Source organism: Bacillus sp. FSL R5-0431 (assembly GCF_038002985.1).
In the GTDB taxonomy this organism is placed as follows: Bacteria; Bacillota; Bacilli; order Bacillales; family Bacillaceae; genus Bacillus.
Genome location: NZ_JBBOOG010000001.1, coordinates 376454 through 390522, shown reverse-complemented (window position 1 = coordinate 390522; position 14069 = coordinate 376454). Strand labels below are relative to the sequence as shown.

Below are 14069 nucleotides of genomic sequence, written 5' to 3'. Positions count from 1 at the left end.
TTCTCCTCCTACATCCAATCCAAAATCTGAATCTTATTTTTTTCAGTCCAAACGCCGACATCCCCTGTCGGATAGAGGTATTCGCCTGTTTGATGTTTGAATGGATGCGGAATTTTATGCGTCTCCATCCAATCGGCAAGCTCCCCGCAAAGTGCTTTGATATCCTTCGCGCCGATAAAAATATCTCCAGAAAATCCTACCGGCATGAGCTGATGCTCTTCGCTTAGCACAAATATTTCCGTCTCACAGGAAGGATCGTGCACACATGAGTAGACCTCTTCTTGATCTGGGTACAGCACGCTGACTTGTGCGTTTTTCGACCAATCGGTGATCATCCGCTCTTTTTCTTCATTTGTCACCATCGTGAAATCAGAGAGTGGTGTCTCCACTTGCTCTGTCATGGCTTCAAGTGTGTGGATCAGCTGCTGCATCAGCGATTGTATTTGTTTTTCTGTATATTGATTGAAGCGGTATGTGACCCGAAGCTCCAGCGTATCTCCTGGGACAGCCACAAGGGTCAGGTCATAGTTTGTTTCTTCATGACTTGCAATGTCTAATATCCGTACACCATACGGCTCTACAGATTCAATCGGATAGTTTTCAAACACGACAATGCTGTTAAACAATGATTCTCCATTCGGGATTTGGGTCATCTGCTGAATATCTGGCAGTACGGTATACTCGAATTCTCGCATGTGAAAAACCGTTTCCTGCGTCTGTGCCAGCAGCTCGGCAATGGTCCTGTCTGGTGTGATCGGCAAACGGAGCGGCAAGGTGTTAATAAAGAGCCCTGTCATGCTTTCAACCTCTGGTAAGTCCGCCGGCCGCCCAGATACTGTGACACCGAACACGACATCCTCTGAGCCTGAATGAAGGTGCAAGAGCAGCCCCCATGCCGCCTGTATCAGTGTGCTCATCGTGACCTTCTGTGTGCCTGTCATCTTCTCCAGCTTCTGCTGCATTTCAGGCGTCAGTTTGATACTAAATTGATCAATACCTGCTCCTTCATTCGAAGTCTGCTCTCCGTCCCCAGGAAGTGGTGTGGCTTCCTTCACTCCTGACATATAATGTTTCCAGAACTCTTGCGCCCTCTCTTGATCCTGCTTTTGCAGCCACTCAATAAAATCTTTATATGGACGCACAGCCAGAAGGTTCATCTCTCGTTCATCCACAAGAGAGCGATACATTGAAAAGGATTCCTCAATCAAGCCGAACAGGCTCCAGCCATCGATTAAAATATGATGAAAGCTAAAAACAAACGTGCATGTTTTCTCGTCACGATGGAATAAAGCGATACGAATGAGCGGTTCAGCCGCATCCTCTAATTTGAAATCCTTTGAACGATCGGATTGTAAATAACGCTCAATGGTTTTCTTCTGATCCGTTTCACTCAGGTGGCGCACATCGTGCTGAGTGTGGTGAATGCTTCCTTCTGATTGAATCAATTGGACAGGCTCCTTTAGCCCCTCCCAAGCAAATCTTGTCCGCAAAATCGAATGACGTTCTACAAGCAGATTCCATGCTTTTTCATAGGCTTCGCCGTCCGTTAAGCCTTCGAGCGTCATATGCACCTGACCAAAATAAGCCTGTGACGCTTGATCTAACAGTGCATGAAACAGCATCCCTTGCTGCATCGGAGATAGTGGATATACATCCACTACATGATCTGGAAGCTCATCTATTTGCTTTTGCGTCAGCTGAACCATTGGAAAATCAGATGGCGTAAAGCCGCCTTTTGTCTCTATACAATGCGTCAGAATGTCCTCCATTTTTTCTTTGAACCGTTCAGGTAACTGGCGCACCTCTTCCTCCTGAAGCAGTTCACGATTGATCATAAAATTCATCTGAAGCTGACCACTGACAACGTATCCGTACACATCGATTAAATGCTGTCTTTCTGCTTTTGGATCATGTACATGTCCATTTCGTTCATCTGCTAAATACAGATTTGCTTCACCATCTATTTGATCTAGCTGTCCAAGGTAATTAAAGCTCATCTGCGGCGCTGCCGTTTTGAGTAAGCGAGATGCTGTCATGTATTGAAGCAAGCCATAGCCGATCCCCTTTTGCGGCACAGCTCTTAAGGTTTCTTTGACATCTTTGATTTGTCTCTCCACATCGGTTTGAATAAAAGGAATAAAAATAGGATAAGAGCTTGTAAACCAGCCGACTGTCCGTGACAAATCCATCTGTTCAAATAAATCCTCGCGTCCGTGTCCTTCTAACGTGATCAATATTGGCTTTCCAACGGCTTGCGCAAGTCCTGATAAAAGTAAATCGTTGACCTCAGTTCGGTACGCTTGTGATGCGTGCCTTAGTAAAATGTCTGTTTGATCCTTCGTCAATTGAACAGTCAGGATCTCTGCATGTTCTTCTATATTGAAAAGCGCAGGTGTTTGAAAAGGAGAACCTTCTTCCTCTTGATCCATGATCTTTTGCCAAAAAGGAACCTGCTCTTGTAATTGATCGGTTTGTGCATATTCATAGAGTGCATCTGCCCACTGCTGATAGGAAGCGGTTTTCTTTGCAAGTGTGATCTCCTGCCCTGCTGCAAGCTGCTTCAATCCATTTAATAGATCTTCCTGTATGATGCGCCACGATATTCCATCCATCACAAGATGGTGGGCTGCGATAAAGAGTTCAGACGTACGATCACTTGTCTGAAAAAGAATGGCTTTGATCACTTCTCCCCGCTCTAATGACAATGTTCCTTGACAAGCGCTTGTCTCCAAGCGAATTTGCTCCAGCGCTTCCTCATGAGAAACATCCGTCAAATCAAAGAATGTGACACAAGGGGTGATGCCAGGCGCACGAATGGTTTGAATCCATGTGCCGTCTGCTGCTTTTGTATAAATGGCTCTCAGCATATCGTGATGGTCGACAAGCTTTGAGAGAACCTGTGACAACTGTTCGGCTTGTACGGATAGCTTGAATTCAATATGCGCTGATAGATTCCAATAATCTTGGTTTGTCATCGATTGCTCAAGGAACCAAGATTGGATTGGAAGCAGTCGAACATCTCCTGTAACAGGCGATTGATCATAGGACACAGACACATCCGCTTTTTTCATTACGCGTGCCAGCTGCGAAATGGTCTGTTTTTCAAATACATCTCTTGGCTGAATGATGTAGCCTTCCTGTGCTAGACGTGCCACCATTTGTATGACAATAATGGAATCTCCGCCTAGCTCAAAGTAGTTATCATGTACACTAATTGAAGGAGTGCCAAGAAGCTGAGTCCACACTTTTTCCAGCACTCGTTCTTCCTCACTGAGTGCCTTATCTGCTGGTTTGTCCACTTCTTCCTGTCTCCACTCTGGCGGCGGGAGACGCTTTTGGTCTACCTTGCCGTTTGGCGTGAGCGGCAGTTCCTCTAGCTCTATGAATAGGCTTGGCACCATATAATCTGGCAGCATGTCTTTCAAGGCGCCGCGAATGTCTTGCTGAGTCCATGCACCTTTTTGGACAAAATAACCGATGAGCCGCTTATGACCACTTTCGTGCTGATGCGGAATGACAGCACATTCTATGATGTCTTCAAAACTCAGCATAGCGGCTTCAATTTCTCCGCATTCGAGGCGGTGTCCGCGTATTTTCACTTGATGATCGATTCTTCCAAGGCAGTCGATAATACCATTTGGGAGCCAGCGGCCCATATCGCCTGTTTTATATAAACGCGCTCCTTTTTGGAAAGGATGCGGGATAAATGATTGCGATGTTTTTTCTTCATCTCCAAGGTAACCGAGTGCCAGCCCTGTTCCGCCAACGTAGATCTCTCCAATAACACCCTGCGGAACCGGCTGCAGCTGGTCGTCTAATACATAGGCTTGTGAATAAGCAATTGGCTGACCGATAGGAACTGTCGCCTGCCCTTCGTCTAATGAGCGAATGTGATGCACACAGGAGAACGTCGTATTCTCAGTTGGTCCATAGCCGTTTAAAAGCCCTTCAGGTAAATACGGCAGTGCCTTGCGGATATGAGCAGCTGAGAGCGCATCACCACCGACTAATAATGCATCAAACCCAGATAAAGCTTCTGGATGTTCCTCTGTTAACCGGTTGAACAGCGGCACCGTCAGAAATCCTGTTGTGATCTTGTATGATGTCAGCGTGTCAGCCAGCGTATCCATTGATAAAATCGTATTTCGATCGGCCAGGATCAGCCTTCCCCCATTTAGCAGGGCTCCCCATATTTCATACGTAAAGGCATCAAAGGAGAAGCTGGCGATTTGTAAAATGCGCGTATGTTCATCAAGGGTGACATAATCTGTTTCACAAACAAGCCGGATGACTGCTTGATGCGGGATCAAAACCCCTTTCGGCTGTCCAGTTGATCCTGACGTGTAATTGATATAAGCGAGTCCATCAGGTTTTAGGGCAGCAGGTATGAGTTCTGCTTCTGATAAAAACTCTTCATATCCCTCATCAAGACAAATGAGTTCGGTTTGGCTGATGGACACCTTTTTGAGCCATTCATTTTTTGTCAGTAACAGCTTAATACCTGTATCCCTCAGCATATAATCAATCCGTGTATCTGGATATTCAGGATCAATTGGCACGTAGGCGCCTCCTGCTTTCACAATCGCCAGCACCCCAAGAATCATTTGAGGCGACCTGTCGATGAGCAGCCCTACTGGTTCATGCGGCGTCACACCTCGCTGTTGCAGAGAAGCAGCAAGCCGGTCGACTTTCTCTTGTAACACACGATACGTCCACTGCTCTCCCCCGAATTCGAGAGCAATGGCATCGGGTGACTTTCTCACCTGCGCTTCAAACCGTTCCGTGATGAGAAGCGGGCCTGCAGGCTGATTGGTTTTACCGCTCCATTCATAGAGCAGCTGATGCTTTTCTTTCTCTGGCAGGTAATTCATTTGTCTGATCGGCTGTGCTGGATTTTCACAAATACACGCAAGCAGATGCTCGTAGTACCGAAGGAACCGATCCATCGCGTCGTCAGAAAATAAGTCCACATCATACTCCAGTTTTAATTGAAGACCCTCCGCCCCTTCAAAAACAAACAGGGATAGATCAAATTTGGCGGTATCGTTATCTTCAATGGCTAAAACGGATGTCGCCTCCCCCATCGGAGAAGCTTCAAGCGGCAGGTTTTGCAAAACGAACATGACCTGAAACAGCGGCTGCTTGCCAGCCTCACGTACAATATTCAGCTCATCTACGACCATCTCAAACGGCACATCCTGATGCGCATAGGCGCCCATTGTTGTTTCTTTCACCCGCTCTAATAGTTCAGTGAAAGCAGGATTCCCGCTATGATCGATCCGAAGTGCCAGCGTATTTACGAAAAATCCGATGAGATGCTCCATCTCCGTCCGATTTCTCCCAGCAATGACTGATCCAATCACAAACTCATCCTGTGAAGACAATCGATGCAGCAAGGTAGAAAAGGCAGTCAGTAACGTCATATAAAGGGTGCTGTCTGTCTTTTTAGAAAGGGCAGCCAGCTGCTCAGTTAGCGACTTCGACAAGTGGTATTTTTTCGTTTTTCCCTTGTAGGATTGAACGGCTGGCCGCGGGTAGTCATACGGCAAAACCAAATCTTCTACAGGAACCGCAAATTGCTCCTTCCAATAGGAAAGCTGCTTATGCAGCGTCTCTCCAGTCAAATACTCCTTCTGCCATAGTGCGTAATCCGCATATTGAATTGGCAGCGGCGAAAGATCAGGCGCTCTCTTGTCAATCATCGCTGTATACCACTCAGACAGCTCTCTTGCGGCAATCCCAATCGACCAGCCATCTGACACAATGTGGTGAATGGACATCAGCAGCAAATGATCTGTTTCCGACAGCCGAATCAGTTTCACTCGAAAGAGCGGATCATGTTCTAAGCGGAAAGGTGTGCCCGCCTCTCTTTTTGCCCATTCAGCCGCTTTTTGTTCTTTTTCTTTCTGTGCTGTCAGATCTGATAGATCCACCACTTCAAGCTCTGGAAGAGTCATATGCTCATGTATGATCTGCACTGGTTCACCGCCGCTCATGGTAAAGGAAGTTCTGAGCGATTCATGCCTTTGCACCATTTGCTGCAGACTCCTCTGAAGCACCTTCACATCTAAAGGTCCATTCATCCGAAAGGAAATTGTATTATTGTAAAATGGCAGATCGGGCTGTAATTGATAGAGAAACCACTGTCTTTGCTGGGCATAAGACATCGGAATCTCCTGACCCTTTTCCATTTTCCGCACCTGTACCGCTTCATCCACTTTTGCATGCGAATCGATCCATTCCGCTAATTCCCCAAGTCTCGTATGCTCAAAAAGAACAGCGAGCGGCACGTCAAATCCCATTCTTTGTCTCACCGCAGACAGCATTTGCGTTGCCTTGAGCGAATGACCCCCGAGTAGAAAGAAATGATCACCGCAGCTGACATTTGAGACATCAAGCAGCTCGGACCAAATGTTTGCCAAAAGTTTCTCCGTCTTCGTTTGAGGCGCTCTGTCCTCTGCATCCTGTCCACTTTCCTCAATGAATGCTTTGAAATACGCTTCATCCGGCATGCCATCCTCTGATTCTTTCCAGTATTCCTCAGGAAATAGATGCACGGAATATTCACCAGATAGATGAGACTGCAAACACGTATAAATGGACTGATACAGCCGTTCTTCAATAGCCTTTGTTTTGTCGGTTTTAAAAAAGACATACATGGCTTGCTCTGTTTGCCTCTCCGCTTGGCTCATTTCTTGAATGTCCTGCTTTGACCGATCTAATCCCATATAAATGAGTGGCGCATCTGTCATCAAACATGCCAGCATTGTCTGGAAGCCCGCCCGCTTCGGAATCGGGAGATAGCCTCTTTCTTTTAACATGCCTTTGATCATCGAACCCTCGCTCATGCCGACCTCATCCCACATGCTAAAGCTAAAGCAATACGGCTTCACTGTAGATGTCAGCCTTTGATAATGAGCAAATTGTTCAACGAACTCATTGGCAGCGCAATAAGCGCCGACGGTCATCCCGCCCTTTAACGTTCGTGCTGACGAGCTAGATAAAAATAAGACGTTCTGCCGTTTAGAAGCCGCTTCATGAAGCGCAATCGTGCCATATACCTTCGCTTCGTACATCGCATGTAAGGACGCAGACGTCATGTCAGCAAGCAGCTCCTCTTGAATGATGCCAGCGAAATGAATCACGCCATGCAGCCTTTTTCCTTGAGCCGCCTCTTGTCTTGAGATGAGCGCTTCAATGTCTTTTGCGTCCGTCATGTCCACTTCTTCATAAAAAACTGTGCCGCCATGGTCTTTCGCTTGTTTCTCAAGTGAGGTCAAAACGTCTTGCTGCTCCGCAGATAAAGCCTTTCGTGCTTTTCTTCCAAGCAGCACAAGATGCGCTTGATAGGACGTCAGAAGGTGTTCACTCAGCATCCGCCCAATGCCGCCAAGCCCTCCTGTCATCACGTAAAGCCCAGATGATTCAAATGGCGGTTTCTTCCTCTTTTGATCTTTTTCCAGATGCAGCGGTGATAAAAGAGGAATATAACGAACACCTTCGCGGTAAGCAGCGATATGATGGCTTGTGTCATGTGTAAGCTCTGTCATGATCGCTGATGCATGAGAACGGTCAGCCGGTTCTGTTAGAGAAAAATCAAGACATCGCACCTTGATAAACGGCCATTCATGCTGTACAGCTGTCATCAATCCTGTTGTCGTTGCTTTTTCCACATGATGCGTTTGATCTTCTGGCAAATTCATCGCATGAGCTGAGACAAAGGTGATCTCTACAGGTTCCTCATAGGCGGCAATCGCTTTTGTTACATATAATGCACTCATGCTGCCAGTTTTCTGCGCTTCCTTCGCCATTCCCGCTTGAAGTGTGTCTTCCTTGTTTGTGTAGTTCCAAAGGTGAATGATTTGTTTCACCGAAACGCCATACGAACGGAGCGTCTCAAAGAGTTGTTCGTAGTCTGACGGCCGATTCGGGTGGATGATGAAGTGAGTATGTGTGAGTTGTGTGAATGCTTGACCCGGTTCAACCGTAATATAGGTTTGTTCATTGTTTGAGAGGGATCTCAATTGATCTGCCAGCCCTAATGCATCTGCAAAGATCACCATGTCCCCTGCTGTTTGCTTTTCAGTTTCATGAAGCGGAGCAGGTGTCCACTTCTTTTGATAACTCCAATCAGGCAAGGTGTGTTCATTTTCAAGTCTGATGTCCAGTTCCTTGATGATTTCGTCGAATTCACCTTCCTGCCACCTTGTCTTGAGCTGTGCCCTTTCTATTTTTCCAGAGCTTGTTTTCGGAAAGGCATGCTTCTGGACAGGGATAACCTTTGATGCAGACAGACCCATTTTTGTAGCAATATGGGTTTTAATGTGTTGGCTAGCCCTCATGATATAAGCAGGCTCATACAGCTTCGGTGTAAAAAAGAGAATCAGTTCATCGGATGCAGATGCCTCCATCCGAACGGAGCAAGCAGCCACAAAGCTCGTTTCTACGCCTGGTACTTCCTCTGCCATGGCTTCAATCTCATAGTTGTGATAATTTTTCCCGTTGATGATGATCATGTCTTTTTCTCTACCGGTTAATGTCAGCCTTCCTTCGTGCAGAAAACCTAAATCACCCGTGTGAAACCAGCCCTCTGTTTGAAAAACCTCTTGATTCGCTTCGTCATTCTTGTAATAGCCCTTCATCGTCGTCGGCCCTTTGATTTGCACGCTGCCAATGTGATCTTCGGGAAGAAGCTCATGCTGATGGTTGACGATACGAATCGTGATACCCGGAATCGGTTTCCCCAGCTCTGTAAAGCTGACGGTTCCTGTCTCACGTGCCTCCGCTGGTCTTAGCTGCTCTGTCAGCGACGTTTCCTCAAAGGTCAGAACCCCGCTGTTTTCATCTCCCCGCTCAATCGCAAAAGAGAAGACAACGGCTGATGAGATTTCAGACATGCCGAAAGCCGGTCTGAGAACGTCTCCCTTTAAGCCGTGCGGAGCGAGCAGGTGTAAAAACCGGTGAATTGTCTTCGGTACGACCGCTTCTGCCCCATTGATCATACACGTCATGGCAGAAAGATCCCAGGATCCTGAAGAAATGTCTTTCTCATAATCATTGATCATCGCAAATGCGAAGTTAGGTGCCCACGTCTTCGTTGCACGATAGCGGTCCATCCAGTCAAGCCAGCGCAGCGGCTGAGCGATGAAGTCATCTGTCCTTGCCCGAATCTGTTCACAGCCTGTGTACACATTGACAAGGTGGAACATCACAATGCCGCCAATATGATCTAATGGCATCCAGTCTAACGAGACATCCTCTTGTGTAAACTGATTGGCTGCCACTGTCCCTTTGACATTCGCCAGCACACTTCTATGAGAATGCTCTACGCATTTAGGCATCCCCGTACTTCCAGACGTTAAGATAAAAAAGACTGAATCATCAGGCGTGACTGGATGTGCTTCTAGATCTCTTTCTAAAGTGAGCATCGGTTCAACGGCTGCCACACGTAATTGATCTGTATGCCACAGTAAAGCTAAGCCTTGCACCTCATCAATCAGCGAGTCATCCGTGAGAATGAGCGGGTGCTCCAGCAGGTTCCAAGCGTGATGAAGCTTCTTCACTGAGGCATTCATTTCCCGATAGGTCGGGGCTGCCGATACAAGTGTTGGGACAAATCCGCCTAACACACATGCCCAAAAGGCCGTGACCATCGCATGATTCGATGAAAATTGAAAGAAGACAGGATCACCTGGCTCAAGCCCTAGTGCCCTTAAACCCGTCAGAACCCGTTCGGCATCCTCCTTTAACTGTGCGTAGGATTGCGTGAGTTCATTTTCACTATTGATGATATAAGTCAGCCCGTTTGTCGTTTTGGCTGCCTCAGTTAGAGCGTCCTGCAAGGTTTGAGCTCCTGCACTAACATCTATATCCCCCCCATAGGAAATGGCTGGGGGCATGTCCGCTAAAGCAGACGAAGCCATTTGCGTCTGTATCCATTCAACTGCGGCCTCCTGCTCCATGTGATGGTCGAGAAATAAATGAGAGAGGTGATATGGCCGAGGTCGAATGGTTTTTTCACGAGAAAAAACAGCGAAGCGTTCGATTTCGTTGGTTTGTAAAATGGTTTTCTGTACATCTTGTAAAATCGTATCCATTGATTCATGTACATTCGATTGATTAATGGTTGATGGTTTCATATGAGTTCCTTTCCTTTTTTGTCAGGCAGGGCTGCCAGAGTGCACCCCCTGCCTAATCTAAAGTTTACAAGACTGCTTCTCTATTTTTATGATGGACTATCTTTTGGATCAGCTGTGCATTTTGAGCGGCACATTCTTTGTTTTTGAACATGTCAGCGTGCTGACCATAGCCTTGGTATTGTCGATAAGCGCCGGTCGTCGCAGCTTCCCAATTTTCCATCCAGTCTGGTATCGCAATTTGCTCTTCGGATTGGATGAAGTCAATGTCTGCTTGTATCTCTCCTTGATTCACCCCCTTAACAAAAGTTTCATAGTAGGCCCTCGTTTTTTGAGCAAGCGCGTCTTGGATGAGCTCCGCTTGTGCTAGTTCACTTTGCTGCGACTGATGGACGATCGCTGCTATATCGTCATCAATGGATCGTCCTTCTAAATCACTTTCTCCTATTTTCTTATAGGAATCGATCATGATGACCTTTTCGACGGTCCGCCCTGCTTGTTCGAGCGATTGAACAAGCTCAAAGGCTAGGTAGCACCCGCCAGAGTATCCCATCAAAGTCAGCGGTCCTTCAGGCTGAAGGTGCTGGATATGCTGAACATATTGCGAAATTCGATGATCGGCTTCAATAAAGTCAAAGGCGATCAAACGAACACCATCAAGCGTTTTTGCGGCTTCCTGATAAATAAATCCATAGCCTGGTAATGGCGGGAGAGCAAAGACTGTTGGCGTTTGAGATTCATTGAATACAAGATAGCCTTCGGCTTCCTGATCCTGCTGTTGAATATAACGGCTGATTGCTTCAATGGTAGGCGTCTCAAACAGCAAGTGAATGGGCACCTGAACATCGAATTCCTTCGACACCTTGGATAAAAGCGACATCGCTTTTAATGAATGCCCGCCAAGCTCAAAGAAATGGTCATCTGTGCTGATATCATCTCTTTCAAGCACTTCCCTCCACATCACAAGCAACTTTTGTTCTACCTCATTTACTGGAAGCTTCACATGGCGGTTTCCTTGAGGCGCCTCTGGCTTTGGCAGCTGACGTTTATCAACCTTTCCATTTGGCGTAAGCGGCATTTTCTCAAGTCTGATCAGCTCATGAGGCTGCATGTAAGCCGGAAGTTTTTCCTTCAGCCCTGACTTGATCACATCGAGTTTGTTCTTCCACTCCTCCTCACACGTCATATAGGCGAGCAGCCTTGTATGCTGCGTGTTATGCTGATCAGCTATAAGGGCAGCTTGCTTTACGCCTGGATGCATGAGAAGGTGGGCTTCAATTTCTGTCAGCTCAATTCGATGACCGCGAATTTTCACCTGATCATCCACTCTGCCTGCATACTCAATCAAACCGTCTGCTCGAAAATAAGCCAAGTCTCCCGTACGATACAGCCTTTCTCCCGCAGCAAATGGATGGGCGATAAAGGCTTGTTTTGTCAGATCAGGACGATTCAAATACCCCTTCGCAAGCCCTTTTCCACTCAGGCATAGTTCTCCGACCATTCCAATCGGCTGAAGCTGTCCGTGCGGGCTCAATATATAAGCACCCGTCTGGTTGAGCGGCTTTCCGATTGGAATCGAACGCGTCTCTACCGGCAGAGCCTCATCTACTGGATAATAGGTGGCGAAGACCGTTGATTCGGTTGGACCGTAGACATTGATCAGTCTGTCTTTCCCCATGACATCAAAGGCTTTCCTCACATGCTGTACCGATGCCCGCTCTCCTCCGAACAGCACCTTGCGCACACTGCGCATCCAGTCGGTTTCTTCATCAACGAGGAGATTAAATAATGCAGTCGGAACAAACATGACAGAAATGCTTTCTCTTTTAATCAGCCCCGTCAGCTCGCCCATGTCTAAAATGGTCTCTTTTTTCGGCAGGACAAGCTTCGCTCCGTTTAAAAGTGCGCCATACACATCAAATGTAAAGCCATCAAATACGCTGTTGGATAGTGACAGCAGTGTATCTGTTTCTGAAATGGTTAAGTAGTTCGTATTTTTGACCACCCGGGCAATATTGGAATGGGTCGTCATGATGCCTTTTGGCTGACCTGTTGTACCAGATGTATACATGATGTAAGCCGTATCGTGTAAGCCTGCTTCTAGCAGAAGATTCTCTGAGCTCATCAGTGAAATTTCCTGATCATCCGCAAACAGATACGTACCATCAAACGCAAGTGCCTTCGCCTGACCGATAAAGGATGAGTGAGTCAGAAGATGCGTTGCCCCGCTGTCTTTAAGCATGTATTGAATGCGGCTTTCTGGATAATCGGGATCAATTGGCACATAGATTGCGCCTGCTTTTAAGACAGCCAGCAGGCTGACAATAAGTTCAGGCGTGCGGTCGGCTAAAATGGCGATGACCGTTTGATGCGTGACCCCATTTTTTTGCAAATGCCTTGCCAATCGATTGGCTTGTTCATTCAGCTCCGCATATGTCATCGTGTGCTCACCTGCTGATAATGCCACTGCATTCGGCTGTTTGCGGACATTATGCTCAAACCATTTCGACAAATACAGCTGGTCATGCTCAAGCTCAGGCGCATTCCATTCCTCAAGAATCAGCTGCTTTTCCTGTTTCGTGACGAGTGTAAGTGTATGAACCGATTGATCGGGATGCTTGATCGCCTCGTTCATCAATAGACTCAGCTGCTCCTTTAACCGGTGGACAAATTGAGGATCAAATGCTTTTTGGTTAAAGGCCAGCTTCAATTGCAATTGTTCTCCTGGTGATGCCAGCAAATTGAGATCATAGTTCGATTTTTCATATACATTCATGTTTTCCACAGTAAACCCTAATCGCGCCTCTTGCTCGTCCTTCTTTGCGGCTGGGACGTTTTCAAACACGACAATATGATCAATGAGTGGCTGCTGACCTGTCTTTGCCTGAATATCATAAATCGGAATATATTGGTGCGGCTCGGCTGCAAGAGACTGCTGCTGAGTCTCTGATAGAAGAGAACGGAATGTCATGTCATCTGTCAGCTGAATTCTTCTTGGGATGACATTGATGAACAAGCCAACCATTCTGTCAACACCAGCCAAATCTGCCGGACGTCCCGACACAACCGTGCCAAACAACACATCATTTGAACGCTGATATCTGCTCAACAGAATTGACCACACCGATTGAAGCACGCTGCTTAACGTGGCATTTTGCTGCAACGCTAACTCTGATAAAGCAGCCGTTTCTTCTTTGCTCATCGACCATTCCATTTCGCCTAATTCATGTTCATTCGTTTGTTTTCTCTGTTCTTTAAAGGTTGATTGTCCATCAAACCCGGCCAATGATTGCTGCCAATATTGAAGTGATGCTTGTTTATCTTGTTTTTCCAGCCATTGAATATATTCTTTGTATGGTTTAACCGGTTCCAGCTTGTAAGGGGCGTCATGCAAAAGTGCATGATAAATTGCAAATAACTCCTGCACCACAAGCCCAAAGCACCAGCCATCAAGGAGGATATGGTGATAGCTCCATATCCAGCGATAGCTGGCAGGGCCCGTTTGGAAAACGGATGCCCGCATGAGAGAATCCTTCGAGAGATCAAATCCTCTCAGCTGATCCTGTTGTTTAAATGTCTCAATACGTACAAGCTGTTCGTCTTTAGAAAGATCCTGCATGTCCACCACATCAAGCGTAAAAGGGCGTTTCTTCAGCACAACTTGGACAGGACGCTTCACTTTTTCGTGGAGAAATACGGTACGAAAAATATCGTACCGCTCCACGATGACATTCATGCTTTTCTCAAGTAAGTCATGACGCAGTGTGCCCTTTACGTTCATATCCATTTGCTCTACATAAAAGCCCTTTTCTTGATGATGGAGGGTATGAAACAGCATTCCTTCTTGCATCGGTGACAGATAATACATGTCTTGAACTTGATCCCTTTTAAATGAACTCATCTATTTCATCCTCCCTTCCCGTTTGTATGACT

The 14069-nt window shown here is 46.7% G+C and carries 2 protein-coding genes; both read right to left on the bottom strand.

Translation table 11 applies throughout. From position 1 onward, the window contains the following. Positions 1-8 precede the first annotated feature (8 nt). Positions 9-10139, bottom strand: a complete 10131-nt coding sequence (locus MKZ03_RS01935; protein ID WP_341030743.1) for a non-ribosomal peptide synthetase — start codon at positions 10137-10139, stop codon at positions 9-11. A gap of 64 nt (positions 10140-10203) precedes the next feature. Continuing rightward, a complete protein-coding gene (locus MKZ03_RS01930; protein WP_340971634.1) occupies positions 10204-14037 on the bottom strand; it encodes a non-ribosomal peptide synthetase in 3834 nt (1277 codons plus the stop codon). Between the last annotated feature and the right edge of the window lie 32 nt (positions 14038-14069).

Bases quoted from the DNA above. Each gene is read 5' to 3' on its own strand.
- MKZ03_RS01935 (WP_341030743.1), bottom strand. From the start codon at position 10,139: ATGAAACCATCAACCATTAATCAATCGAATGTACATGAATCAATGGAT.
- MKZ03_RS01930 (WP_340971634.1), bottom strand. From the start codon at position 14,037: ATGAGTTCATTTAAAAGGGATCAAGTTCAAGACATGTATTATCTGTCA.